Origin of the sequence: Streptomyces sp. SID9727 (genome assembly GCF_010550605.1) — a bacterium.
GTDB lineage: Bacteria > Actinomycetota > Actinomycetes > Streptomycetales > Streptomycetaceae > Streptomyces.
Window position 1 is genome coordinate 1 of sequence record NZ_JAAGNI010000007.1, and the last position, 23,649, is coordinate 23,649.

The 23,649-nt window shown below is 71.7% G+C and carries 24 protein-coding genes and 1 tRNA gene; 11 read left to right on the forward strand and 14 right to left on the reverse strand.

The window, feature by feature from the left end:
* Window positions 1-136: 136 nt before the first annotated feature.
* The 4 genes from G3I41_RS00570 to pdhA form a co-directional block, all read right to left on the reverse strand.
* Entirely contained in the window at window positions 137-985 is an 849-nt protein-coding gene (locus G3I41_RS00570) for an NTP transferase domain-containing protein (RefSeq protein WP_164398312.1), read from the reverse strand.
* Between the two features lie 81 nt (window positions 986-1,066).
* Window positions 1,067-2,392, reverse strand: a complete 1,326-nt coding sequence (locus G3I41_RS00575; RefSeq protein ID WP_164398313.1) for a dihydrolipoamide acetyltransferase family protein — start codon at window positions 2,390-2,392, stop codon at window positions 1,067-1,069.
* On the reverse strand, window positions 2,392-3,423 hold the full coding sequence (locus tag G3I41_RS00580) for an alpha-ketoacid dehydrogenase subunit beta (protein ID WP_164398314.1): 1,032 nt from the start codon (window positions 3,421-3,423) through the stop codon (window positions 2,392-2,394). The genes G3I41_RS00575 and G3I41_RS00580 overlap by 1 nt, the downstream gene beginning before the upstream one ends.
* On the reverse strand, window positions 3,420-4,583 hold the full coding sequence (pdhA, locus tag G3I41_RS00585) for a pyruvate dehydrogenase (acetyl-transferring) E1 component subunit alpha (RefSeq protein WP_164398315.1): 1,164 nt from the start codon (window positions 4,581-4,583) through the stop codon (window positions 3,420-3,422). Before pdhA ends, G3I41_RS00580 begins: the two co-directional genes overlap by 4 nt.
* 201 nt (window positions 4,584-4,784) lie before the next feature.
* Here pdhA and G3I41_RS00590 point away from each other — a divergent pair, with 201 nt between their 5' ends.
* A complete protein-coding gene (locus G3I41_RS00590; protein WP_239081426.1) occupies window positions 4,785-5,306 on the forward strand; it encodes an Lrp/AsnC family transcriptional regulator in 522 nt (173 codons plus the stop codon).
* Window positions 5,307-5,321: 15 nt separating this feature from the next.
* On the opposite strand, the gene G3I41_RS00595 is transcribed toward G3I41_RS00590, so the two are convergent.
* Both G3I41_RS00595 and G3I41_RS00600 read right to left on the reverse strand, forming a co-directional pair.
* A complete protein-coding gene (locus G3I41_RS00595; protein WP_164398316.1) occupies window positions 5,322-6,083 on the reverse strand; it encodes a hypothetical protein in 762 nt (253 codons plus the stop codon).
* 32 nt (window positions 6,084-6,115) lie between these two features.
* Window positions 6,116-6,718 carry a TetR/AcrR family transcriptional regulator gene (locus tag G3I41_RS00600; protein WP_164398317.1) on the reverse strand — a complete coding sequence of 201 codons (603 nt, stop codon included), beginning with the start codon at window positions 6,716-6,718 and terminating at the stop codon, window positions 6,116-6,118.
* A gap of 123 nt (window positions 6,719-6,841) precedes the next feature.
* On the opposite strand from G3I41_RS00600, the gene paaN reads away from it, so the two are divergent.
* Window positions 6,842-8,542 (forward strand): phenylacetic acid degradation protein PaaN, encoded by a 1,701-nt coding sequence (gene paaN, locus G3I41_RS00605; RefSeq protein ID WP_164398318.1) that lies wholly within the window; start codon window positions 6,842-6,844, stop codon window positions 8,540-8,542.
* 296 nt (window positions 8,543-8,838) lie between these two features.
* On the opposite strand, the gene G3I41_RS00610 is transcribed toward paaN, so the two are convergent.
* From G3I41_RS00610 to G3I41_RS00620, 3 genes are read right to left on the reverse strand one after another with little or no spacing between them, the layout of a single operon-like run.
* Window positions 8,839-9,540 carry a TrmH family RNA methyltransferase gene (locus tag G3I41_RS00610; RefSeq protein WP_164398319.1) on the reverse strand — a complete coding sequence of 234 codons (702 nt, stop codon included), beginning with the start codon at window positions 9,538-9,540 and terminating at the stop codon, window positions 8,839-8,841.
* Window positions 9,537-10,787 (reverse strand): HTTM domain-containing protein, encoded by a 1,251-nt coding sequence (locus tag G3I41_RS00615; protein WP_164398320.1) that lies wholly within the window; start codon window positions 10,785-10,787, stop codon window positions 9,537-9,539. The genes G3I41_RS00610 and G3I41_RS00615 overlap by 4 nt, the downstream gene beginning before the upstream one ends.
* Entirely contained in the window at window positions 10,784-11,494 is a 711-nt protein-coding gene (locus G3I41_RS00620) for a DUF5819 family protein (protein WP_164398321.1), read from the reverse strand. The genes G3I41_RS00615 and G3I41_RS00620 overlap by 4 nt, the downstream gene beginning before the upstream one ends.
* A gap of 103 nt (window positions 11,495-11,597) precedes the next feature.
* On the opposite strand from G3I41_RS00620, the gene paaA reads away from it, so the two are divergent.
* Genes paaA through G3I41_RS00645 form a run of 5 tightly spaced genes read left to right on the forward strand, consistent with a single transcriptional unit; the run spans window position 11,598 to window position 15,155 of the window.
* Window positions 11,598-12,617, forward strand: a complete 1,020-nt coding sequence (paaA, locus tag G3I41_RS00625; RefSeq protein ID WP_164398322.1) for a 1,2-phenylacetyl-CoA epoxidase subunit PaaA — start codon at window positions 11,598-11,600, stop codon at window positions 12,615-12,617.
* Window positions 12,614-12,904 (forward strand): 1,2-phenylacetyl-CoA epoxidase subunit PaaB, encoded by a 291-nt coding sequence (paaB, locus tag G3I41_RS00630; protein WP_164398323.1) that lies wholly within the window; start codon window positions 12,614-12,616, stop codon window positions 12,902-12,904. The genes paaA and paaB overlap by 4 nt, the downstream gene beginning before the upstream one ends.
* Entirely contained in the window at window positions 12,901-13,602 is a 702-nt protein-coding gene (gene paaC / locus G3I41_RS00635) for a 1,2-phenylacetyl-CoA epoxidase subunit PaaC (RefSeq protein ID WP_164398324.1), read from the forward strand. Before paaB ends, paaC begins: the two co-directional genes overlap by 4 nt.
* Window positions 13,596-14,096 (forward strand): 1,2-phenylacetyl-CoA epoxidase subunit PaaD, encoded by a 501-nt coding sequence (paaD, locus tag G3I41_RS00640; RefSeq protein WP_164398325.1) that lies wholly within the window; start codon window positions 13,596-13,598, stop codon window positions 14,094-14,096. Before paaC ends, paaD begins: the two co-directional genes overlap by 7 nt.
* Window positions 14,097-15,155, forward strand: coding sequence for a 2Fe-2S iron-sulfur cluster-binding protein (locus G3I41_RS00645; protein WP_164398326.1), 1,059 nt, complete (start codon window positions 14,097-14,099; stop codon window positions 15,153-15,155).
* Between the two features lie 37 nt (window positions 15,156-15,192).
* Here G3I41_RS00645 and G3I41_RS00650 read toward each other — a convergent pair whose 3' ends face one another.
* The 4 genes from G3I41_RS00650 to G3I41_RS00665 form a co-directional block, all read right to left on the reverse strand.
* Window positions 15,193-15,537: a rhodanese-like domain-containing protein gene (locus G3I41_RS00650; RefSeq protein WP_164398327.1), complete on the reverse strand. Its 345-nt coding sequence runs from the start codon at window positions 15,535-15,537 to the stop codon at window positions 15,193-15,195.
* Window positions 15,538-15,606: 69 nt separating this feature from the next.
* Window positions 15,607-16,596, reverse strand: a complete 990-nt coding sequence (locus G3I41_RS00655; protein ID WP_343242022.1) for a J domain-containing protein — start codon at window positions 16,594-16,596, stop codon at window positions 15,607-15,609.
* A 103-nt stretch (window positions 16,597-16,699) separates the two neighbouring features.
* Window positions 16,700-18,199: a DUF2252 domain-containing protein gene (locus G3I41_RS00660; RefSeq protein WP_164398328.1), complete on the reverse strand. Its 1,500-nt coding sequence runs from the start codon at window positions 18,197-18,199 to the stop codon at window positions 16,700-16,702.
* Window positions 18,200-18,355: 156 nt separating this feature from the next.
* Window positions 18,356-19,432 (reverse strand): hypothetical protein, encoded by a 1,077-nt coding sequence (locus G3I41_RS00665; protein ID WP_164398329.1) that lies wholly within the window; start codon window positions 19,430-19,432, stop codon window positions 18,356-18,358.
* Window positions 19,433-19,543: 111 nt separating this feature from the next.
* Between G3I41_RS00665 and G3I41_RS00670 the strand changes: the two genes are divergently transcribed.
* Window positions 19,544-19,993: a MarR family winged helix-turn-helix transcriptional regulator gene (locus tag G3I41_RS00670; protein WP_164398330.1), complete on the forward strand. Its 450-nt coding sequence runs from the start codon at window positions 19,544-19,546 to the stop codon at window positions 19,991-19,993.
* A gap of 111 nt (window positions 19,994-20,104) precedes the next feature.
* Here G3I41_RS00670 and G3I41_RS00675 read toward each other — a convergent pair.
* Window positions 20,105-20,187: transfer RNA gene (locus tag G3I41_RS00675), tRNA-Leu, on the reverse strand.
* A 361-nt stretch (window positions 20,188-20,548) separates the two neighbouring features.
* Between G3I41_RS00675 and G3I41_RS00680 the strand changes: the two genes are divergently transcribed.
* From G3I41_RS00680 to G3I41_RS00690, 3 genes are all read left to right on the forward strand, one after another.
* Window positions 20,549-21,487 carry a DUF3662 and FHA domain-containing protein gene (locus G3I41_RS00680; protein ID WP_164398331.1) on the forward strand — a complete coding sequence of 313 codons (939 nt, stop codon included), beginning with the start codon at window positions 20,549-20,551 and terminating at the stop codon, window positions 21,485-21,487.
* 10 nt (window positions 21,488-21,497) lie between these two features.
* A complete protein-coding gene (locus tag G3I41_RS00685; protein WP_164398332.1) occupies window positions 21,498-22,010 on the forward strand; it encodes an FHA domain-containing protein in 513 nt (170 codons plus the stop codon).
* A gap of 129 nt (window positions 22,011-22,139) precedes the next feature.
* Window positions 22,140-23,648, forward strand: coding sequence for a Stp1/IreP family PP2C-type Ser/Thr phosphatase (locus tag G3I41_RS00690; RefSeq protein WP_164398333.1), 1,509 nt, complete (start codon window positions 22,140-22,142; stop codon window positions 23,646-23,648).
* Window position 23,649: the final 1 nt, after the last annotated feature.

Sequence of the window (23,649 nt, forward strand, 5' to 3'; positions counted from 1 at the left end):
TCCGCGCGAACGGCATCCGCGCGAACGGCATCCGCGCCGGAGGCGCCGGAGTCCGCGGGCTCCCCGGGCCCCCCGGAGCACCCGACGCCGCAGGGGTCTTCCGGTGCACCGGCGCCTCCGGCGCCCCCGCGCCGGGTCACGGCGTCTCGTTCTCGTCCGCCCACCGGAGCGCGAGCGCGGCCGCCTTGCGGGCGGCCTCCGCCACTGCCTCGGGCCCTCCGCCGTCGCCGGCCGCCTTTCCCGCCGCATAGCCGACCAGGAAGGTCGTCAACGGCGCGGCGGGCCGGGCGACGCCATGGGCGGCGTCACGGGCGAGGTCGAGCAGGAGGCCGGTGTCGACGTCGAGGTCGATGCCGAGTTCTTCCTTGACTGCGGTGATCCATTCGTCCAGCACCGTCCCATGTTCTCTGATCCGGGCCCGGGCCGAAGCGATGTCCTCCCAGGTGTCGCAGTCGAACGAGGCGAGGGGGTCCGCCGCCACCCGGCACAGCGTCAGCTCCCGCGTGAGCAGCCTCAGCGGCAGCCCGCCCAGTCCTCCGTGCTCGGCGGCGAGGAGGGCCAGTTCGCGGCGGAGCGGCTCGCCCCGGTACACGGCGACGAGCGGCTGGTCGCGCCCGTCCTGGTCGGAGCACAGGGCGCCCTCGACGCCCTCCCGTTCCGAGGCGGCCACCAGGGCCGCGACCGTATCGGCGCCCAGGAACGGCAGATCGGCGGAGAGCACGAGCACCCGATCCGCCGAGGTGTGCCGGATCCCGGCGCCCAGCGCTGCCAAGGGGCCTCCGCCGGGCGGGACTTCACGCGCCCAGGTAACCGCACGCGCGGTGGGCCGCCGGCCCCCCACGACCACGGTGGTCCCGGCGCCGGGGCAGGCCGCGAGGACCCGGTCGAGGAGCGGACGACCGCCCACCCGCACAGCGGGCTTGTCGGCACCGCCCAGCCGCTCGGCGGCCCCTCCGGCGAGAACGATGGCGTCGTAGGCGGTCATGCCCCGAGTATGCGGGCCCGGTCGCCCCTCCGGACGCGCCGGGCCGACATGGGCAGGAGGCCCCAGCGGCCCCTACGTCCCCTACACGCTCCGTAGCAGCAGCGCCGGCCGCTCCACGCAGTCCGCCACGTACCGCAGGAAGCCCCCGGCGGTGCCGCCGTCGCAGACCCGGTGATCGAAGGTCAGGGACAGCTGGACGACCTGGCGCACGGCGAGCTCGCCCTCGTGCACCCACGGCTTGGGGACGATCCGGCCGACGCCCAGCATCGCGGCCTCGGGGTGGTTGATGATCGGCGTCGAGCCGTCGACCCCGAAGACCCCGTAGTTGTTGAGCGTGAACGTGCCGCCGGTCAGCTCGGCCGGTGTCAGCGAGCCCGCTCGGGCCGCCTCGGTCAGCCGGGCGATCTCGGCACCGATCGACTCCGTGGTGCGGGCGTGGGCGTCCCGTACGACGGGGACGACGAGGCCCCGGTCGGTCTGCGCCGCGAAGCCGAGGTGGACCTGCGGCAGCCGGACGATCTCGCGCGCCTCCTGGTCCACCGTGGAGTTCAGCTCCGGATATCGCGCCAGGGCCGCCGTGCAGATGCGGGCGAGGAGCGCGAGCACCGACACCTTGGGCGCACCGGCGGCACCATTCATCGCGGCGCGCGCGGCCATCAGCTCGGTCGCGTCGGCGTCGACCCAGCAGGTGGCGTCGGGGATCTCCCGCCGGCTGCGGGCCAGCTTGTCGGCGACCGCTCCCCGCACACCGCGCAGCGCGACCCGCTCACCGGCGGGCGCGGAGGACGCGGCGGCCTGCGGAGCGGGCGCCTCGGCGGCCGACCGGATCGCGGACTCGACATCGGCGCGCAGGATCAGCCCGTCGGGACCCGATCCGGCGAGCCCGCGCAGATCCAGGTCGTGCTGGCGCGCGAGCCTGCGGACCAGCGGCGACACGACCGCGACCGGCCCCGGCGCGGGGTCGGCGACGGAGGCAGGGGCAGGCGCAGGGGCCTCGACGGGCGCCACGGACACGGCGACCGGAGCCTTCAGCCCCTCCGGCCGGACCCGTCGGCGCCGCCCGGGCGGCGCCCCCGTCCCGTACCCCACCAGCACGTTCCCGGACCCGGAATCCTCCGTACCGGAATCCGCTTCCGCACCGCCCCCGGCGGATTCCACGGCCGATCCGACGGCCACGGTCAGCAGCGGTGCGCCCACCGGGAGTTCGGCGCCCTCGTCGCCGAAGCGGGCGGTCACCACGCCCCCGTACGGGCAGGGCACCTCCACCATCGCCTTGGCCGTCTCGACCTCGACCACCGGCTGGTCGATGGCGACGACGTCCCCGACCTCCACCAGCCAGCGCACGATCTCGGCCTCGGTCAGCCCCTCACCGAGATCCGGAAGCCTGAACTCAAGAACCTGGGGCATCAGTTGTCCGCCTCCCACTGGAGCCGCGCGACGGCGTCGAGCACCCGGTCCACACCGGGAAGGTGGTGCCGCTCCTGCATCGGCGGCGGATAGGGGATGTCGAAGCCGGTGACCCGCAGCACCGGCGCCTCCAAGTGGTGGAAGCACTGCTCGGTGATCCGGGCCGCGATCTCGCCGCCGGGCCCGCCGAAGCCGGTGGCCTCGTGGACGACGACCGCGCGCCCGGTCCGGCGGACCGAGGCGGCGACGGTCTCGTCGTCGAACGGCACCAGCGAGCGCAGGTCGACCACTTCGAGGTCCCAGCCCTCCTCGACCGCCGCCTGCGCGGCCTCCATGCAGACGGGCAGGGACGGCCCGTACGTGATCAGGGTCGCGCTGCGGCCCGGGCGGCGCACGACGGCCCGGCCGATGGGCTCCACGGCCGTGGGGTGCTCCGGCGACCAGTCCGCCTTCGACCAGTACAGCCGCTTCGGCTCCAGGAAGACCACCGGGTCGTCCGACGCGATCGAGGCCCGCAGCAACCCGTACGCGTCCTCGACCGTGGCCGGGGTGACGACGTGGAGGCCGGGGGTCGCCATGTAGTACGCCTCCGAGGAGTCGCTGTGGTGCTCGACGCCTCCGATGCCGCCGCCGTAGGGCACCCGGACGGTGATCGGGAGCGGCATCGCGCCCCCCGTCCGGTTCCGCATCTTGGCGACATGGCTGAGGAGCTGCTCGAACGCCGGGTACGCGAACGCGTCGAACTGCATCTCGACCACGGGCCGCAGCCCGTACATCGCCATGCCGACCGCCGCCCCCAGGATGCCCGCCTCGGCGAGCGGGGTGTCCGTACAGCGCTCGTCGCCGAACTCCTTCGCCAGACCGTCGGTGATCCGGAAGACCCCGCCGAGCGTCCCGACGTCCTCCCCGAGGACGTGCACCGTGGGGTCCTCGGCCATCGAGTCACGCAGGGCGCGTCCCAGCGCCTGCGCCATCGTGGCGGGCTTGGCCTTCGCCGTCCGCTCCCCGGCCGTCGCCGCTGCCGTGGTCATCGCGCCGCTCCCCCGTCTTCCGTGCCGTGCTGGTCGTTCTCCGCGGCCAGCTCCTGCCGCAGCCGGGCAGCCTGCTCCCGCAACTGCGCCGTCTGCTCCGCGTACACATGGCTGAAGAGGTCCATCGGGTCGAGCACCGGGTCCGCGTTCATCCGCTCCCGCAGCGCCGCGGCCATCCGCTCGGCGGCCGCCCGTGCCTCTTCCACCCCCTCCTCGTCGAGCAGGCCGCGCCCGGTCAGCTCGCGTTCCATGAGCTGGACGGGATCGTGGTCCCGCCACGCCTCGACGTCGCTGTCGACGCGGTAGCGGGTCGCGTCGTCGGCGTTCGTATGGGCGTCCATGCGGTACGTGACCGCCTCGACCAGCGTCGGACCGCCGCCGCTCCTGGCCCGGGCGACCGCCTCGGAGAGCACCTGGTGCACCGCCGCCGCGTCGTTGCCGTCGACCAGCCGGCCGGGCATGCCGTACCCCACGGCCTTGTGGGCCAGGGACGGCGCCGCCGTCTGCTTGGCCAGGGGCACGGAGATGGCGAAGCCGTTGTTCTGCACGAGGAAGACCACCGGGGCCTTCCAGACCGCCGCGAAGTTCAGCGCCTCGTGGAAATCGCCCTCACTGGTGCCGCCGTCGCCGACCATCGCCAGCGCGACCACGTCGTCACCCTTCAGGCGCGCCGCGTGGGCCAGCCCCACGGCGTGCGGCAACTGGGTGGCGAGCGGGGTGCACAACGGGGCGACGCGGTGTGCGCGCGGGTCGTAGCCGGTGTGCCGGTCGCCGCGCAGGAGCGTCAGCGCCTCGACCGGGTCGAGGCCCCGGGCCACCGCCGCGAGCGTGTCGCGGTAGCTGGGGAACAGCCAGTCCCGCTCCTCCAGGACCAGGGCGGCGGCGACCTCGCACGCCTCCTGGCCCGTGCTCGACGGGTAGACCGCCAGCCGGCCCTGCTTCGTCAGGGCCGTCGCCTGGGTGTTGTACCGCCGCCCGCGCACCAGCTCCGTGTAGAGCCGCAGCAGCAGCTCGGTGTCGGCGTCGGCCACCGCGTCCGTACCGAGGACCCGGTACGGCTCCGGGTCCGGAAGCAGCGGCGCGGGATCGGTCAGCGGCTTCCAGGCCGGGGGCGGCGTGGGCCGGTAGGCGGCCGCACCGGGCAGCTCTTGGACCGTCATGACAGGCACCTCCGAGCATCGAGGGGTGTCGACATAGGGTGATATATCGAAAACGATGTGAGGCGCAGGTGTGGCGTGCCTCACCTACCGATTGTTCGGTCGCGAGCGCATTTTGGCTACAGGCACCGCCAGCCTGTGGACAAACGGTTATCCACAGCCTGGGATGGAAGCAGGTCGTCCAGGACGGGGAGGCGCGGGAGCATGACAGCTGAACAAATGGCCGACGGGGCCGAGGGGCCGGGCCAGGATCCACCGGCACGCCCGCTCGATTCCGTCGACCACGCCATCCTGCGACTGCTCCAGACGGACGGACGCGCCTCGATACGGTCCGTGGCCGACCGCGTCCACGTATCGCGCGCGAACGCGTACGCCCGGATCAACCGGCTCATCGAGGACGGCGTGATCCGGGGCTTCGGCGCGCGGGTGAACCACGAGCGGGCGGGGCAGGGCGCCTCCGCGTACATCACGCTCAAGATCGTCCAGAATTCCTGGCGGACGGTCCGCGAGCAGCTCCAGGCGTTGCCGGGAGCCACCCACATCGCGCTGGTCAGCGGCGACTTCGATGTTCTGCTCCTGGTGCACACGCCGGACAACCGGACGCTGCGCGAGCTGGTGCTGACCCGCATCCAGGCCATCCCGGAAGTGCTCTCCACACGGACGCTGCTGGTGTTCGAGGAAACGGACCTGGACCCCGGCCCGGACCGCCCCACGGAGCTCGTCTGAGCGGATACGAGCAGGTCAGGACCCGTACTTCGCGAGGAAGTCGCGCACGGTGGCCCAGCGCGCGTCGTCGTAGAGCAGTGCCACCCCGTGAGCACTCTCGTCCCGCACGTAGACCAGCCTGTGCTCGGACGACCTCACGCTCTTCTTGTTCATCTCCTTCACCCCGGCGCCGAAGTCGCCGTCCAGTTCTCCGACCATGTACAGCACGGGCGAGGTCAGTTCGGGCACGGCCCCCGCGGCGTTCATGGTGGAGTACTGCTCCGGGGCGGAGAGCGCGACGACGGCGTCGGGCTGCGGGCTCAGCCGGGGCGCCGCGGCGAGCACCGCGGTACCGCCCTTGGAGGCGCCCATGAGCAGGAGCTTCTTGGCATTCTTGTCCCGCAGATAACTCGCGGCACCGATGATCTCGGCAACCTCCGGCCCGGTCGAGTTGACCGCGAGCACGCGGTAGCCGGCCTTGTTCAGCTCGTCGGCCTTGTCCTTCCACTGGCAGGCCGTGCCGTCGGACTGGTGAGCGAGCACGATCCCGGCGCCCGACCCTCCGCGCGGCGCGTACGCACCGGTTTCGGAGCCGTCCTCGCTGGGGAAGGTGATCGACGCCCGCTCGGCCTCCTCCGGCGTCAGACAGCCGAAGTCGTCCGGCTTCTCTGCCGATACGCCACCGCCGTCGTCGTCCTTGCCGCCCCCGCCGTCCGACGAACAGCCCGCCAGCGAGGCCGTCAGCAGCAGCGCGACGGCGGCACAGAGGAGTCCGGGCACCCGGAGCACAGCGGTCATTGGCGCGATGGTCGTCCGGGCCCATGCCGTAGTCAACGGCGTTCCGGACCGGCCTTCATGCCGTCGAAGGCCAGCCGCACCACCGTGTCGGCGAGGCGGTCCCCGTCCGCGCCCCCGTCGGGCAGCGGCCGGTACCACTCCACGAGCGAGTTCACCATCCCGAACAGCAGCCGCGTCGCGAGCCGTATGTCCACGTCGGAGCGGAGATCGCCGTCCGCGACGGCCGCCTTAAGCAGTTCGGCGACCCGCTGGTCGAACTCCCGCCGCCGCTCCAGGGCCCAGCGCTCGGTCTTCGTGTTGCCCCGTACCCGCAGCAGCAGGGTGACGTAGGGGAGTTCGGCTATCAGCACATCGACGGTACGACGGGTGACGTACTCGACCCGCTCGACGGCGCGGCCCCGCGTCGCCCCCGATTCGTCGAGAATCCCGAACAGCCCGTCGAGAGCCCGGCTGACCGCTCGGCGCAGCAGCTCCTCCTTGCCGACGACGTGGTGGTAGATGGACGACTTGGAGATTCCGGCCGCCTTGGACAGGTGCTCCATGGACGTGCCGTCGTAGCCACGCTCGTTGAACACACGGACGGCGACGGTCAGCAGAGTCTCCGGTGTGTACGTGTCCCGCTTGGCCGTGGTCATGTCCGCGATCCTCCCCTACGAGTTGTCCACAGGTTTCGTGGGCCCCCTTGTCCCGACCGATCGTTCGGTTACTCTAACTCTGTCCGCCCGTCCCTGCCCAGCTCGATGAGGAGTTGGTCCGTCATGGCCGCCGAGCTCTCCCCGCACCTGCTGTCCGAGAAGCACCGCCCCACGCTGGACCGGGCCCTCGAAGCGATCCGCACGCGTGACTACTGGTCCCCGCATCCCGAACACCCGAAGGCGTACGGAGAGGGCGGCGCTCCCGGAAGCCTCGGTGCCGCCGAGGGCAAGGCCGCCTTCGACGCCGTGCTGCGCGGCCGGCTCGACCTGGGGCAGCCGGGCACCGACGGCTGGACGGGCGGGGAGGTCTCTCCGTACGGCCCCGAGCTCGGCGTCGAGTACCCGCACGCGGACCTGGACGTGCTGCTTCCGGCCATGCGCGCGGGCATGCCCGCCTGGCGCGATGCGGGCCCCGAGACCAGGGCCCTGGTCTGCCTGGAGATCCTGGCGCGGATCAGCGCCCGCACCCATGAGTTCGCCCACGCCGTGATGCACACCAGCGGCCAGGCGTTCATGATGGCGTTCCAGGCCGGTGGTCCGCACGCTCAGGACCGCGGCCTCGAAGCCGTCGCCTACGCCTACGAGGAGCAGCTCCGCGCGCCCCGGACGGCCGACTGGTCGAAGCCGCAGGGCAAGCGCGATCCGCTCGCGCTGCACAAGACGTTCATCCCGGCGGGCCGCGGGATCTCGCTGCTGATCGGCTGCAACACCTTCCCCACCTGGAACGGCTACCCGGGCCTCTTCGCCTCCCTCGCCACGGGCAACCCGGTCCTGGTCAAGCCCCACCCCCGGGCGGTGCTCCCGCTGGCCCTCACGGTCCACCTGGCACGCGAGGTGCTCGCCGAGGCCGGCTTCGACCCCAACCTCGTCGCCCTGGCCGCCGAGCGCCCGGGCGAGGGCATCGCCAAGACGCTGGCGGTCCGCCCCGAGGTCAAGATCATCGACTACACGGGCTCCACGGAGTTCGGCGACTGGCTGGAGACCCACGCCCGCCAGGCCCAGGTCTACACGGAGAAGGCCGGCGTCAACACGGTCGTCGTGGACTCCACCGACGACTACCGCGGCATGCTCGCCAACCTGGCGTTCTCGTTCTCCCTGTACAGCGGCCAGATGTGCACCACCCCGCAGAACGTGCTCATCCCGCGCTCCGGCATCACCACGGACGCCGGAGACAAGTCGTACGACGACGTGGTCGGCGACATCGCCGCCGCCGTCACCGGCCTCCTGGGCGACGACGCCAGGGCCAACGGCCTGCTGGGTGCCCTGGTCAACCCGGAGGTGAAGGCCCGCCTGGAGTCGGCGGCCCACCTGGGCGAGGTCGCCCTCCCGTCCCGCGAGGTGGCCAACCCGGACTTCCCGGACGCGACCGTCCGCACCCCCCTGATCGTCAAGCTCGACGCAGCCAAGACGGACGGCGAGGCCCCCTACCTCTCGGAGTGCTTCGGCCCGGTCTCCTTCGCGGTCGCGGTCGACTCGACGGCGGACGCCCTGGAGCTGCTGCGCCGCACGATCCGCGAGAAGGGCGCGATGACGGTCGGCGCGTACACGACGTCCCCGGAGGTGGAGCGCGCGGTGGAGGACGTCTGCCTGGACGAGTCCGCCCAGCTCTCCCTGAACCTCACCGGCGGCGTGTACGTCAACCAGACGGCGGCCTTCTCCGACTACCACGGCTCAGGCGGCAACCCCGCGGCCAACGCGGCCCTCTGCGACGGCGCTTTCGTCTCCAACCGCTTCCGCACGATCGAGGTACGACGCCAGAACTGAAACCGCCCGGGAAGCCCAGCCTCGCCGGCGTGGATCCCAGCTTTACCGACGTGCATCCCGGCCTCGCCGGCGCGGATCCCAGCTCCGCGCCGGCGTGAGTCCCAACTCCTCGCCCGTGTGCATCCCAGCCTCGCCCGCATGCATCCCAGCCCCGCCGGCGTGTGAGGCGCGGGGTCCGGGGCGGAGCCCCGGTTTCGGGAAGAGTGGGGTCTCCCCTGCTCGAACGAAGTTGAGAGCGTGGGGCTGCGTAGGAGACAAGGCACGCCGCAGGCGCTTCGCCCCGCCCCGCCCCCACCTCACCCAGGAATCACCGCATACCGACCCACCCAAGCATGCATGGCGATGGCGGCGGCCGCCCCCGCATTGATCGACCGCGTAGACCCGAACTGCGCGATGGAGCACACCATCTCCGCACACCGCCGAGCCTCCTCCGTCAACCCGGGCCCCTCCTGCCCGAACAGGAGGACGCACCGCCGAGGCAGCACCGTCCGCTCCAGCGGCACCGCCCCCGGCAGGTTGTCGATTCCGATGATCGGCAGGCCCTCGGCCGCCGCCCAGGCGGTCAGACTCTCGGTGTCGGGGTGGTGCCGCACATGCTGGTAGCGGTCGGTGACCATCGCCCCGCGCCGGTTCCAGCGCCGCCGCCCGACGATGTGCACCTCCTTGGCCAGAAACGCGTTCGCGGTCCGCACGACGGACCCGATGTTGAAGTCGTGGCCCCAGTTCTCCACGGCCACGTGGAAATCGTGGCGGCGCAGATCGAGGTCGGCGACGATCGCCTCACGGGTCCAGTACCGGTACCCGTCGCCCACGTTGCGCCGGTCGCCACCGGCCAGCAGCTCGGGGTCGTACCGCTCGTCCTCGGGCCAGGGCAGCGGATGCGGCCCGACACCGATCTCCGTCCCGAACCCCTCGTCGTACTGCGCGGGCTCGTCACTCACGGGCACGGGCGCGCCGTCGCCGCTGTTCTCCTCGGTACTGCCGGTCTCACTGCTCACCCGACGAGGGTATGGCTCCCGTTCCCACCGGGCTCCGGTGCCTCCGGGCCGTCGGCGGTGGCACGCGGCGCCGGCACCCGCCCCCGCCGCCGGAACAACCGCTCATGTCCGGTGGTCACCCGCCCGCCGAGCCACACCAGAAAGGCGGTCGGCAGGAAGACGGCGTCCGCGGTGATCATGGCCATCGAGAAGAACGGCAGCCCCAGCAGGAGCGCGATCCCCGCGTGCTCACAGATCATCGCGGCGAGCAGGAAGTTCTTCACGCGCCGGTTGAAGAGGGTGAACGGGAAGGCCACCTGCACGATGACCGTGGCGTACGACAGCACCATGACCATGACGCCGCTGGAGGCCAGGAGGTCCGACAGGGCGGGCCACGGCGTGAAGTACTCCAGCTTGAGCGGGTAGTACAGCGCGGTCCCGTCCTGCCAGCGCGAGCCCTGGATCTTGTACCAGCCGGCCGTCGCGTAGATCAGGCAGACCTCGGCCATGATCACGACGAGAGTGGCGTTGTGCGCGAGGTTGGCGATGACGTCGAGAAGGGTGCGGAGCTCGTTGCGTGGCGCGTACCGGTTCACGGCCCACCAGGCGCCCTGGCCGACCCACAGGCACCACAGGAGGGGCGGCAGCCATATGGTTCCGCCCAGACCGCCCGCTCCCGTGGCCCCCGCCAGGAAGGCCCCGAGCACCACCCACAGCACGATCCCGGCCGGCTCCCCGGGGGCCAGCCGCCCACCGGCCTCCTGGCCGGCGCACGCCGCGGATTCCCGGCGCCTCGCCCGCCGGGCGTCCAGCGACCAGACCTGCCCGCAGCGGGTCAGCACTAGGTAGATGGCCATCAGGTGGATGACGTTGTCGCCGCCGTCGCCCATGAAGATGCTGCGGTTCTGCAGCGAGAGCACTCCGGCCATGAAGACCACGGAGACGGCACGGGTGTGCCAGCCCAGCATCAGCAGGAGGGACGAGAGCAGCGCCAGCGCGTAAACGATCTCGAACCAGAGCGTGCTGTCCGACCACATGAGGACCGTGAACGCCTGGTTCCCGGATATCAGCTGCCGCGCCAGGTCCCAGTGCCAGGGCGCGTCCGGACCGTACATCTCGTGCCGGTGGGGCAGCTCACGGAGCAGGAACAGCAGGAAGGTGGCCGAGAAGCCGATACGGATGACGGCGGTCTGGTAGGGGCCGAGGGCCGAGGCCGTGACGCGCTGGATGGCGCCGGCGAGGCCGCGGGCCGGGTGGGGCGTGCTCACTGTCCCGCCTCCTCGGACAGGTCGTCGGCGGTGACCTTCCACCAGGGCAGGACCCGGTAGGACGGGCCGGTGCTGATCTTCTCGTCACTCCACTCGGGCGCCGCGACGGCCCGTGTCTCGGACCTGACCTGTATGCGCAGGATGGTCCCGCCGTCGTTCCGGCCGCCGAGACGCAGCATCACGAGGCGGCGGACGTACTTCTCGGACAGGGTGCCGCGCAGGCCGTTGGCCCGGTTCTTGTCGTCGTGCGATCCGACGTAGAAGTCCCAGGCCCGGCGGAGTTCGTTCTGCTGGACGTGGCTGGGCAGCAGATTGCCGCGTATCGCCCGGCCGTCCTCGGCGGAGAGATCCCGCCACGCCGACGTGCGGGGGCCGTCGGGACCGGCTGACTCGGTGCGCACCTGGACGGACACGTTCTGCTGCAGCGGGTTGGGCGCGAAGAGCTTCCAGTTCTGTTCGAACTCGGGGTACACCCACTCGTCCACCGCCGCGCCGTGCTGCTTGGTCAGCGTGTTGGAGGGGGCGACGTAGAGGAAGACCATGGCCAGCTGCACGCAGGCGAGCACCGCGAAGGCGGCGAGCGCCACAGCGGCGACGATCTGGTACGGAAACGAGAGCCCGGCCATTCCGCCCGGCGCCGCCGGCACCTCGACGGCGGTTACGGGTCCGTCCCCGCCGCCGGAGTCCCTGCCGTCGTCCGAATCCATCCCGCCCCGATCGCGTCGGTCATCCACAGGGTTGACACCCTACGGGCCCCGGACTCACCATTGAAGACGTTGAACCGAACGATCGGTCGGTAGGGAGTCCGGGATGGCGGCAGGGACTGCGAGCCAGACAGCGCAGACGGCAGCAGGCGGCGAAGAGGGGCCCGACCCGGCCCTCCAGGAGGCTTTCGACGCGGCGGTGGCGGCCGACGAGCGCATCGAGCCGCGCGACTGGATGCCCGACGCGTACCGCGCCTCGCTGGTCAGGCAGATGGCCCAGCACGCCCACTCCGAGATCATCGGCATGCAGCCGGAGGCCAACTGGATCACCCGGGCCCCCTCGCTGCGCCGCAAGGCGATCCTCATGGCCAAGGTGCAGGACGAGGCGGGCCACGGCCTGTATCTGTACAGCGCGGCCGAGACCCTGGGCACCGGCCGCGAGGAGCTGCTGGACAAGCTCCACGCGGGGCGGCAGCGCTATTCGTCGATCTTCAACTACCCGACGCTGACCTGGGCGGACGTGGGCGCCATCGGCTGGCTCGTGGACGGGGCCGCGATCACCAACCAGGTGCCCCTGTGCCGCTGCTCCTACGGCCCCTACGCCCGCGCGATGGTCCGCATCTGCAAGGAGGAGTCGTTCCACCAGCGCCAGGGGTACGAACTGCTCCTCGCGCTGAGCAACGGCACCGCCGCACAGCACGAGATGGCCCAGGACGCGGTGAACCGCTGGTGGTGGCCCTCCCTGATGATGTTCGGCCCGCCGGACGACGCCTCGGCCCACTCGGCGCAGTCGATGGCCTGGAAGATCAAGCGGCACTCCAACGACGAACTGCGGCAGCGGTTCGTGGACATCTGCGTCCCCCAGGCCGAGGCACTCGGCCTGGCCCTCCCCGACCCGGACCTCCGGTGGAACGAGGAACGCGGCAGGCACGACTTCGGCGCGATCGACTGGACCGAGTTCCAGGAGGTCCTGAAGGGCAACGGGCCGTGCAACGAGCAGCGCCTCACCCAGCGCCGCCGGGCGCACGAGGAAGGCGCCTGGGTCCGCGAAGCCGCTGCCGCATACGCCCGCAAGCACACGCCCGGCGCGGACCCGGCCGTACGGAACGGAAAGGCGACAGCATGAGCAGCTCGACGGACTGGCCGCTGTGGGAGGTGTTCGTCCGCTCGCGGCGCGGGCTCTCCCACACCCACGCCGGCAGCCTCCACGCGCCGGACGCCGCAATGGCCCTGCGCAACGCGCGCGACCTCTACACCCGCCGGTCCGAGGGGGTCTCCCTGTGGGTCGTGCCCTCCTCCCAGATCACGGCCTCCTCGCCCGACGAGAAGGACTCGTTCTTCGAACCGGCCGGTGACAAGCCCTATCGGCACCCCACCTTCTACGAGATCCCGGACGGGGTGAAGCACCTGTGACCGCGGCCCTCGCCCTGGGCGACGACGCGCTGGTGCTGTCGCACCGGCTGGGGGAGTGGGCGGGCCACGCCCCGGTGCTGGAGGAGGAGGTCGCCCTCGCCAACATCGCCCTCGACCTGCTGGGCCAGGCCCGGATGCTGCTCTCGCTCGTGGGCGACGAGGACGAACTGGCCTACCTCCGCGAGGAGCGCGCCTTCCGCAACGTCCAGCTGGTCGAACAGCCGAACGGCGACTTCGCCCACACCATCGCCCGGCAGCTCTTCTTCTCGGTCCACCAGCAAGGTCTGTACGAGCAACTGGCGGCCGGAGACGGACCGTTCGCGGGACTCGCGGCCAAGGCGGTCAAGGAGGTCGCCTACCACCGGGACCACGCCGAGCAGTGGACGCTCCGCCTCGGGGACGGAACGGACGAGAGCCACGAGCGGATGCAGCGGGCGGTGGACGCGCTGTGGCGCTTCACCGGCGAGCTGTTCCAGCCGGTCGAAGGCGTCGACGTCGACTGGCAGGCGCTGCACAGCCGCTGGCTGGAGGCCGTCACCGACCTCCTCGGCCGGGCCGCCCTGACCGTGCCGACGGGCCCGCAGTCCGGCGCCTGGACGGCGGGCGCGGGCCGGCAGGGCATCCACACGGAGACCTTCGGCCGGATGCTCGCCGAGATGCAGCACCTGCACCGCAGCCACCCGGGGGCGTCATGGTGACCTGGACCGCCGTCGAGGAGGAGCTGCTGAGTATCGCGGGCTCCGTCCCCGACCCGGAGCTGCCCGTGCTGACGCTGGAGGACCTGGGTGTGGTCCGGGGCGTGGAGGTGCACGACCCGGACCATGTCACGGTCAGGCTCACCCCGACGTACACCGGCTGCCCGGCGATCGAGGCGATGTCCGCGGACATCGAGCGCGTGCTGCACGACCACGGCGTGGCAGAGGTGACCGTGGAGACGATCCTGTCGCCCGCCTGGTCGACGGACGACATCAGCGCCGAAGGTCGCCGGAAGCTGGCGGAGTTCGGCATAGCCCCGCCCCGGCCGCACGACTCCGCGTCCGGCGGCCCGGTGCCGCTGGCCCTGTCCGTGCGCTGCCCGCACTGCGGCTCCACCGAGACGGAGCTGCTGAGCCGGTTCTCCTCCACGGCGTGCAAGGCGCTCCGTCGCTGCGTCGCCTGCCAGGAGCCGTTCGACCACTTCAAGGAGTTGTAGATGTTCCATCCGCTCCGGGTCAGCGGGATCGAGCGGCTCACGGACGATTCGGTGGCCGTCACCCTCGCCGTCCCGCCCGCCCTGCACGAGACCTTCCGGCACAAGCCCGGCCAGCATCTCAACGTCCGCTACACCGTGGACGGCGAGGAGGTCCGCCGCTCGTACTCGATCTGCGCACCGGCCCCCGAGCCCTCGGCCGGCCCGGCGCTGCGGGTGGGCATCCGCCTCGTGGACGGCGGTGCTTTCTCCACGTACGCGCTCAAGGAGCTGCTGGTCGGGGACACGATCGAGGCGATGCCCCCGATGGGGCGCTTCGTTCTGACGCCGCGCGCCGGGCAGTTCGCGGCGATCGTCGGCGGAAGCGGCATCACCCCGGTGCTGTCCATGGCGGCCACCCTGCTCGCCCGGGAGCCGCACGCCACGTTCTGCCTGGTCCGCAGCGACCGGACGGCTGCCTCGACGATGTTCCTGGACGAGGTCGCCGATCTGAAGGACCGCTATCCGGACCGGTTCCAGCTGGTCACCGCCCTGTCCCGGGAGGAGCAGCAGGCGGGTCTGCCCTCAGGCCGGCTGGACGGTGAACGGCTCTCCGGACTGCTGCCGGCGCTGCTGCCGGTGGCGGAGATCGACGGCTGGTTCCTGTGCGGGCCGCTGGGTCTGGTCCGGGCCGCCGAGGACGCGCTGCACGGGCTGGACGTGGACCGCTCCCGCGTCCACCAGGAGATCTTCCACGTCGAGGACACTCCCGCCGCGCCTGCGGGGCCCCGGGTCGAAACGCCCGTGGGCGGCACCCTGACGGCGACGCTCGACGGCCGGTCCGGCACCTGGCCGGTGGAAGGGGGCGAGTCCCTGCTGGAGACGGTGCTGCGCAGCCGCTCGGACGCTCCGTACGCGTGCAAGGGCGGCGTCTGCGGCACCTGCCGGGCGTTCCTGGTCTCCGGCGAGGTGCGGATGGACCGCAACTACGCCCTGGAGCCGGAGGAGACGGACGCGGGGTACGTACTGGCCTGCCAGTCCCATCCGGTCACCGAGGAGGTGGAGCTCGACTTCGACCGCTGACGCCCCCGGTGCCGGGGCGAGTCGCAGGCGGGCCGCGTCAGGCGACGAAGGCCGGGGCGCCGTTGTCGGTGACCATCGGGCGGCCCGCGCTGTCCCAGGCGAGCATGCCGCCGTCGATGTTGACGGCGTCGATCCCCTGCTGCACCAAGTACTGGGTGACCTGGGCGGACCGGCCGCCGACCCGGCACATCACGTGCACGCGCCGGCCGTCCTCCACTGCCTCGGTCACCTCACCGAAGCGGCCCACGAAGTCGCTCATGGGGATGTGCAGGGCGCCCTCGACGTGTCCGGCCGCCCACTCGTCGTTCTCCCGGACGTCCAGCACGAGGCCGTCCGCCGGGACGGACGCGACATCGACCGTGGGAAGCGGGCCGAAATTCATGGGTCATGCCTTCTCTCGTCAGGTGCGCTCGGGGTCACCGAATCAGTGCGCTCGGGGCCACCGAAAACGCTACTGCACCAGAGCCGCGAGCTCCGCCTCCCGCTGCGAGACCTCGCCCAGCAGCTGTTCGGCGATCTCCTCCAGCAGCTGGTCCGGGTCGTCCGGGGCCATCCGCAGCATGGCTCCGATCGCGCTCTCCTCCAGTTCCTGCGCCCACTCCGTCAGCAGTTCCTTGCGCCGGGTCAGCCAGTCCAGCCGGGCGTAGAGCTCCTCTGCCTCGCTCAGCTCCTGCCGCGGCGCGGCCGGCCCCGCCGCCCACTCCTCGGCCAGTTCGGTGAGCAGGGCCTCGTCCCCGCGTCCGTAGGCGGCGTTGACGCGCGCGATGAACTCGTCCCGCCTGACCCGCTCCGCCTCGTCCTGGGCCAGGTCCGGGTGCGCCTTGCGGACCAGGTCGCGGTACAGCTTGCGCACCTCGTCGGTGGGGCGGACCCGCTTGGGCGGGCGCACCGTCTGGTCGGTCAGCATGGCCGACGCCTCGGGGGACAGGCCCTCGGAGTCCATCCAGTCGTGGAACAGCTCGTCCACGCCGGGCATGGGCATCACGACCGACCGCGCCTCCTGCGCCTTGCGCAGGTCCTCGGGGTCACCGGTCTTCGCCGCCCGCGCCTCGGCGATCTGCGCGTCGAGCTCGTCCAGCCGCGCGTACACCGGGCCCAGCCGCTGGTGGTGCAGCCGGGAGAAGTTCTCCACCTCGACCCGGAACGTCTCCACCGCGATCTCGAACTCGATCAGCGCCTGCTCGGCCGCCCGCACCGCCTGCGCGAGCCGCGCCTCGGGCCGCTCCCGCGTCCCGTCCCCGGACGAACCGCCCCCGGCCTCGCCGACGCCCGACGAGCCGCTCCCGGGCCCGTCGGCACCCGCGCCGGCACCCGCCTCCGCCTCGTTCCCGCGGTCGGCATCCCGCCCCGCGTCATCCGGCCGGCCGGTGTCCGGCCGTGCCTCGTCCTGCGGGTCATCGTCGTTCCGGGAGACCGGCACCCCGGCGGCTTCGTGGCTCACCCGCCCAGCGTATGGCCCCGGCCCTCCGCTGAGGACACACGGTCACGCAGCAGGCGTCCCGCCCCCGTTTCCGGCGGGGCGCCCCACCGGCAACCCGCGCCCGCTACACGCCCCGCTCGGCGGCGATCCGTCCCGCCCCGATCGCCCGTACCAGCTCCCCGTGGTCCGCCTCCGTGCGGTCCGCGTAGGTCACCGCGAGGGCCGCCACCGCCTCGTCCAGCTCGTCGTTCTTGCCGCAGTATCCCGCCAGCACCCTCGGGTCCGCGCTGTGGGCATGGGCCCGCGCCAGCAGCGCCCCGGTCATCCGGCCGTAGTCGTCGACCTGGTCGGCGGCCAGGGCGGCGGGGTCGACGCTGCCCTTGCGGTTCCTGAACTGCCGCACCTGGAAGGGGCGGCGGTCCACCGTCGTCCAGCCCAGCAGATGGTCACTGACGACCTGCATCCGCTTCTGCCCGAGCACCACGCGCCGCCCCTCGTGCGCGACCTCCGGCACCTCGAACCCCACAGCGGCGAGATGCGGCCCGAGCACCGAGGGCCTGGCCTCCTTCACCTGGAGCACCAGAGCCTCCCCCCGGTGGTCCAGCAGCAGCACCACGTACGAGCGAGTGCCCACGCTGCCGGTGCCGACCACCCGGAACGCCACGTCATGGATCGCATACCGGGCCAGCAGCGGCAGCCGGTCCGCGGAGACGGTCCCGAGATACTCCCCAAGACCCGCCGCCACGGCCGCGGCCTCCGCGTCCGGGACCCTGCGCAGCACCGGCGGCGCCTCCACGAAACGGCGGCCACCGTCCTCGCAGTCCTCCGTGGCCTTCGCCGCGAAGCGGGCACTGGTGTTGCTGCGGGCCTTCTCGGAGACCCGCTCCAGGGTGCCGAGCAGATCCCGCGCGTCGCTGTGGGAGACGAGCTCCTCGTCCGCGATGGCGTTCCACGCGTCGAGCGCGGGCATCCGGGCCAGCAGCCGCATCGTCCGCCGGTAGGCCCCCACGGTGTCGTACGCGGCCTTGCGGCAGGTGTCCTCATCGGCACCGGCCTCCCGGCCCGCGAGCACCAGCGAGGTCGCCAGGCGCTTGAGGTCCCACTCCCAGGGCCCGGTCACGGTCTCGTCGAAATCGTTCAGGTCGATGACGAGGCCACCCCTCGCATCGCCGTACAGCCCGAAGTTGGCCGCGTGCGCGTCGCCGCAGAGCTGGGCGGCGACGCCGGTGACCGGGGTACCCACCAGGTCATGGGCCATCAGCCCGGCGGAGCCGCGCAGGAACGCGAAGGGGGTGGCGGCCATCCGGCCCACCCGTATCGGCGTCAGCTCCGCCACCCGGCCCCGGTTGGATTCCTCGACCGCGCGCACCGCGTCCGGCCGCCCGGCCGGCAGGTCCAGCGTCGCGTGAGCGGACCGGGGCACCCGCGCCCGCAGCGCCTTGCCCCTCCCCTTGGGTGTCCCTTCGGCCTCCGCGCGGGCCCTGTCCGTACGGCGTGCGAACCCTGGCACAGTCGGTATGCGCGAGCCGCTCGCGCCCACCGGCAGCAAGGCCCCCGCCACCGCGTCCGCTCCGCCGAGTCCGACGGGTCGCACCGGCCGCGGTGCCGTCTCGGTTCCGTCCATGGCGCCTGCGGCCTCCCCCGCCCCCACCCGGCTCGGCCGCCGGGGATTCCTCATATCAACTGCCGCCGACGGTACTGCCCGCACCCGACCACGGTCACCCCACCACCATCTGCCCGGGATGCCCCCGGTCAGCGTGCTCCCCTGCCGGCCGGCTGTTCAGACGCCCACGGCCTCCTCCATCTCCTCTTCCTCCTCGTCCGACGACCGCGCCGGGTGGGTGGAAGGGGCGGCGGCAGGGAGAGCCGCCGTCCGGCGCTTCCCCTCGGCCAGACCCGCAAGACCCGTCATCAGCACGCCCGCGACGAACCAGAGGGCCAGCACCAGCACGTTCCCGCCCAGTGCGTGGCCGCCGAAGTACACATGGCTGCGTACGCCCTCGACGAAGCCGGCCCCGTTCCAGAAGGAGTGCAGCGCCCCGAAGAAGCCCGGCTGGAGCTCGGGCCGGAAGATCCCGCCGGAGCTGGTGAAGTTGAGCATGACGAACAGCACCATCACCCCGAGCGTGGTCCACCGCTTGAGGAAGGTGTGCAGGCCCACACCGATCAGCAGGATGCCCGCCGAGTAGAGCCACGCCATGGCCCAGAGCCCCGCGAGTCCGTGGTCCACGAGACCGAACAGCGGCCCCGCGAACACCGCCCCGATGGCGCTGACCACCAGCGAGGCGCCCAGCGCCAGCGCCGCCCGGACCCGCAGCCGCAGGACCGCTCCGGCGCCGCCGATCACGGCGACCGAGGCGTACGAACCGATGCTCACGGCGACCAGCAGGAAGAAGATGCCCTGGCCGGTCGGGTCGCCATCGGCCGTGGGTGCGGTGTCCGTCACCTTCAGCGGGGCGCCCTGCCCGGCCGCGACCTGGGTGAAGGCCTTCTCGACCGCCGTCGCGCTGGTGTCGGAGGAGGCGGAGGCGACGAGGAGTTCGGGCGCCTTGCCGGGGATGTACGCGCCGTAGCTGTCCTGCGTGCGCAGGTGGTCGGCGGCGGTGGTGCGGTCGGGAACGGTGCGGACGCTCAGCGCCCCGTCCCCCTTGTCCTGAAGGGTCTGCGCCAGCACCTGCGCGGACGGACCCGAGCCGACCACGTCGACCCGCAGCTCGTGCGGCTCGGGGGCATGGAAGGCACCCAGGTAGGCAAGGCCCATGCCGATGCACATCAGCAGGGGTGTGACGAGGTGGCTCAGTACGTGACGCAGCGCGCCCGCCGGAGAACCGGCTGCGGCGCTCTTGCCTGCGGACATGGGGGCTCCAGACGATCGGCCAGGTAGTTGGTTTTTACAACTCAACTGGTTGGCTTTTACAACTCCAATCCCGTTGTACTATACAACTGAACTTTCAAGGAAGGCGAACCCGTGCCAGGCACCCCCGGAGAACGCGAGGAGTCGCTGGACGTCATCCAGCGCGAACTGACCGCCTTCGCCCGCCGCGCGCGGGCAGCCGCGGCCCGACTGCACCCCGAACTGCCGCTCGTGTCGTACACACTGCTGGCGCACATCGACGACCAGCAGGGGTGCCGCGCCACCGACCTGGCGGCGCACTACATGCTCGACAAGTCCACGGTCAGCCGGCAGATCGGCGCCCTGGAGAAGCTCGGCCTGGTCGAACGCCACCCCGACCCGGGCGACCATCGCATCCAGGTCCTGCGCCCCACCGAAGCCGGAACGCGGGCGCTCGCCGCCACCCAGGCGAGCCGGCGCGCCGCCTACCAGGAGCGCCTCGCGGACTGGACGGAGGACGACCTCGCCCACTTCGCGGCGTACCTCCTGCGCTACAACGCGACGGGGGACGCCCCGCAGCCGTAAAACGGGCGTTTCACGTGAAACCAAACACAGGGAGAAGGAGAACACGGAGAAGGGGTCGACCCCTGAACCGAAGAAGCCCCCCAGGGCGATGCCTGGGGGGCTTCCTTCTTGTGCGCGAGGGGGGATTTGAACCCCCACGTCCCTAAGGACACTGGCACCTGAAGCCAGCGCGTCTGCCGTTCCGCCACTCGCGCAAGAGTGGTGTTTCCAGACTCTCTCTCACCTTTCGGTGCGAGCGCCTGGCGACATCCGGAAGATTAGCACGCTGGACAGGGTGGATTCACATCCGTTGTTTCGCCGCCCGATCACCGGGCACTCGCCGCACGCTCGACCGTCACCCGCAGAACGTCCGAAAGGAACCGGGAACCCTCAGAGGTCGCCCCCACTCCTCCTGAGTGCGTCCGAGGTGCGGGACACTGTCAGGGGGCCACCTCTACGATCCGTGTGAGGGGGGACACTCCTCCACAGGGCAGACAAGGGGAACCAGCCGATTTCCCGACGCGTGGATACGATCAGTAAGCAGTACAGGGACGACGACACCGGAGGAGGTGCCGCATGGGAGTGATGAAGCGTTTCGAGCAGCGTCTCGAAGGTCTGGTCAACGGCACTTTCGCCAAGGTCTTCAAGTCCGAGGTCCAGCCGGTCGAGATCGCGGGCGCCCTCCAGCGGGAGTGCGACAACAACGCCACCATCTGGAACCGTGAGCGCACCGTCGTCCCCAACGACTTCATCGTCGAGCTCAGCGCTCCCGACTACGAGCGCTTGAGCCCGTACTCCGGCCAGCTGGGCGACGAGCTCTCCGGCCTCGTCCGGGACTACGCCAAGCAGCAGCGGTACACCTTCATGGGCCCCATCAAGGTGCACCTGGAGAAGGCCGAGGACCTCGACACCGGTCTGTACCGGGTCCGCAGCCGCACGCTGGCGTCCAGTTCGTCACAGGGCCAGGGACCGGCACAGGGCCAAGGGCCGGCGCCGGGCCAGAGCTACGGCGGCCCGTCCCCCCAGCAGGGGTACCCCGGCCGCTCCGCCCCGCAGGGCCCCGGCGGCGGTTACGGCTACCCTCCCGCCTCCGCTCCGCAGGGCCCCGGCGGCGGTTACGGCTACCCTCCCGCCTCCGCTCCGCCCATGCCCGCCGGCCCACCGCCGGGCGCCGGGCGTCACGGCGGTTCCGACCGGCGCCCGCCGGCCACTCCCGCCTCTCCGCCGAACGCGCAGGTGCGGCGCTGGATCGAGATCAACGGCACCCGCCACCAGATCTCCCGCCCGACTCTGGTCATGGGCCGCAGCACCGAAGCCGATGTGCGGATCGACGACCCCGGCGTCTCCCGCCGGCACTGTGAGATCAGGACCGGAACGCCCTCGACGATCCAGGATCTCGGGTCTACCAACGGCATCGTGGTAGACGGGCAGCACACCACCCGCGCTACGCTCCGCGACGGCTCGCGGATCGTCGTGGGCAGCACCACCATCGTTTACCGGCAAGCCGAAGGGTGAAGCGGGGGCAATGTCAGAGCTGACCCTGACGGTCATGCGGCTAGGTTTCCTGGCTGTTCTGTGGCTGTTCGTGATCGTGGCCGTCCAGGTCATTCGCAGCGACCTGTTCGGAACGCGCGTCACGCAGCGCGGCTCACGCCGCACCGCGAACGACGCGCGTCCGTCCCAGGGACGCCAGAGCGCGGCACCGCCGCCGCAGCGCCAGCAGCCCGGGCGCCAGCGCCGGGGTGCGCCGACCAAGCTGGTCGTCTCCGAGGGCACGCTCACCGGCACCACGGTGGCCCTTCAGGGGCAGACCATCACGCTGGGCCGTGCCCATGATTCAACGATCGTGCTGGACGACGACTACGCGTCCAGCAGGCATGCCAGGATCTACCCCGACCGTGACGGCCAGTGGATCGTCGAGGATCTCGGGTCCACCAACGGCACGTACCTGGACCGGACCCGCCTCACCACCCCGACGCCCGTTCCGCTGGGCGCGCCGATCCGGATCGGCAAGACCGTCATCGAGCTGCGGAAGTAGTACGACAATGAGCGAGCGGAGCGAGCGAGCCGCGGGGGTCCGGGCATCGGACCCGGCCAGGCTCCCGACCGGAGGGTGGGCAGTGTGGCTCGAGACCGGCTGTACCCCGAACCGACGGGTGAGGTGCGCATGAGTCTGTCCCTGCGCTTCGCCGCCGGGTCGCACAAGGGCATGATCCGGGAGGGCAACGAGGACTCCGGCTACGCCGGCCCCCGTCTCCTCGCGATCGCCGACGGCATGGGCGGCCAGGCGGCCGGCGAGGTCGCCAGTTCCGAGGTGATCTCCACCCTCGTCCAGCTCGATGACGACGTCCCGGGCTCCGACATCCTCACCTCGCTCGGTACGGCGGTCCAGCGGGCCAACGACCAGCTGCGGATGATGGTCGAGGAGGACCCCCAGCTGGAGGGCATGGGCACCACGCTCACCGCCCTGCTCTGGACCGGCCAGCGCCTCGGCCTGGTGCACGTCGGCGACTCGCGCGCGTACCTGCTGCGCGACGGCGTGCTCACCCAGATCACGCAGGACCACACCTGGGTCCAGCGGCTGGTCGACGAGGGCCGGATCACCGAGGAGGAGGCCACCACCCATCCTCAGCGCTCCCTGCTGATGCGCGCGCTGGGCAGTGGCGACCATGTCGAACCCGACCTCTCCATCCGTGAGGTCCGGGCCGGCGACCGCTATCTGATCTGCTCCGACGGGCTCTCCGGCGTCGTCTCCCACCAGACGATGGAGGAGACGCTCGCCAGCTACCAGGGTCCGCAGGAGACCATCCAGGACCTGATCCAGCTCGCCCTGCGCGGCGGCGGACCGGACAACATCACCTGCATCGTCGCCGATGTCTTCGACGTCGATGGCAACGACACCCTGGCCGGGCAGCTCAATGACACCCCGGTCGTCGTCGGCGCGGTCGCCGAGAACCAGGCGGCCCAGCTGAACGACGGCGGTGCGATGCAGACGCCCGCCGGCCGTGCGGCCGGCCTCGGCCGTCCCGTACCGCCGCCCGCCGGCAGCTTCGGCCCGCCCGGCAGCGGCGACGGATCCGGCTACGACGGGATGTCCGAGGGGGCCTTCGGCTCGTACTCCGACGACGACTTCGTCAAGCACGGCGGCGGCCGCAGATGGCTCAAGCGGTCCCTGTACGTGGTGCTCGCGCTGGCCGTCGTCGGCGGCGGGCTCTACGGCGGCTACCGCTGGACCCAGACCCAGTTCTACGTCGGCGCGAAGAACGACAACGTCGCGCTGTACCGGGGCATCAGCCAGGATCTCGGCTGGCTCTCGCTCTCGAAGGTCGAGACCGACCATCCCGAGATCGAACTCAAGTACCTCCCGCCCTACCAGCGCAAGAAGGTCGAGGCGACGATCGCCGAGGGCAGCCTCGCCGACGCCCGCGAAAAGATCGCCGAGCTCTCCACCCAGGCCTCCGCCTGCAAGAAGGACGCGGCGCGACGCGCGGCGGAGAAGGAGCACGGCGACGAGGGCCGGGCCCAGGGCACGGACACCGACGCCACCAAGGCGTCCGACTCCGCCAAGACATCCGGTGGCGACACCAAGTCCGAGCAGACTTCCACGACTCCCACTCCTGGGCCCAGCCTCTCGGAGGAAGAGAAGAAGCTGGTCCCGCAGTGCGGTAAGAAGTAGA

Bases quoted from the DNA above. Each gene is read 5' to 3' on its own strand.
- G3I41_RS00590 (WP_239081426.1), top strand. From the start codon at position 4,785: ATGACAGCTGAACAAATGGCCGACGGGGCCGAGGGGCCGGGCCAGGAT.
- G3I41_RS00665 (WP_164398329.1), bottom strand. From the start codon at position 19,432: ATGTCCGCAGGCAAGAGCGCCGCAGCCGGTTCTCCGGCGGGCGCGCTG.
- G3I41_RS00600 (WP_164398317.1), bottom strand. From the start codon at position 6,718: ATGACCACGGCCAAGCGGGACACGTACACACCGGAGACTCTGCTGACC.
- G3I41_RS00660 (WP_164398328.1), bottom strand. From the start codon at position 18,199: ATGGACGGAACCGAGACGGCACCGCGGCCGGTGCGACCCGTCGGACTC.
- G3I41_RS00575 (WP_164398313.1), bottom strand. From the start codon at position 2,392: ATGCCCCAGGTTCTTGAGTTCAGGCTTCCGGATCTCGGTGAGGGGCTG.
- pdhA (WP_164398315.1), bottom strand. From the start codon at position 4,583: ATGACGGTCCAAGAGCTGCCCGGTGCGGCCGCCTACCGGCCCACGCCG.
- G3I41_RS00650 (WP_164398327.1), bottom strand. From the start codon at position 15,537: ATGAATTTCGGCCCGCTTCCCACGGTCGATGTCGCGTCCGTCCCGGCG.
- G3I41_RS00685 (WP_164398332.1), top strand. From the start codon at position 21,498: ATGTCAGAGCTGACCCTGACGGTCATGCGGCTAGGTTTCCTGGCTGTT.
- paaD (WP_164398325.1), top strand. From the start codon at position 13,596: ATGGTGACCTGGACCGCCGTCGAGGAGGAGCTGCTGAGTATCGCGGGC.
- G3I41_RS00570 (WP_164398312.1), bottom strand. From the start codon at position 985: ATGACCGCCTACGACGCCATCGTTCTCGCCGGAGGGGCCGCCGAGCGG.
- paaA (WP_164398322.1), top strand. From the start codon at position 11,598: ATGGCGGCAGGGACTGCGAGCCAGACAGCGCAGACGGCAGCAGGCGGC.
- G3I41_RS00580 (WP_164398314.1), bottom strand. From the start codon at position 3,423: ATGACCACGGCAGCGGCGACGGCCGGGGAGCGGACGGCGAAGGCCAAG.
- G3I41_RS00645 (WP_164398326.1), top strand. From the start codon at position 14,097: ATGTTCCATCCGCTCCGGGTCAGCGGGATCGAGCGGCTCACGGACGAT.
- paaB (WP_164398323.1), top strand. From the start codon at position 12,614: ATGAGCAGCTCGACGGACTGGCCGCTGTGGGAGGTGTTCGTCCGCTCG.
- G3I41_RS00690 (WP_164398333.1), top strand. From the start codon at position 22,140: ATGAGTCTGTCCCTGCGCTTCGCCGCCGGGTCGCACAAGGGCATGATC.
- G3I41_RS00595 (WP_164398316.1), bottom strand. From the start codon at position 6,083: ATGACCGCTGTGCTCCGGGTGCCCGGACTCCTCTGTGCCGCCGTCGCG.
- G3I41_RS00620 (WP_164398321.1), bottom strand. From the start codon at position 11,494: ATGGATTCGGACGACGGCAGGGACTCCGGCGGCGGGGACGGACCCGTA.
- paaN (WP_164398318.1), top strand. From the start codon at position 6,842: ATGGCCGCCGAGCTCTCCCCGCACCTGCTGTCCGAGAAGCACCGCCCC.
- G3I41_RS00680 (WP_164398331.1), top strand. From the start codon at position 20,549: ATGGGAGTGATGAAGCGTTTCGAGCAGCGTCTCGAAGGTCTGGTCAAC.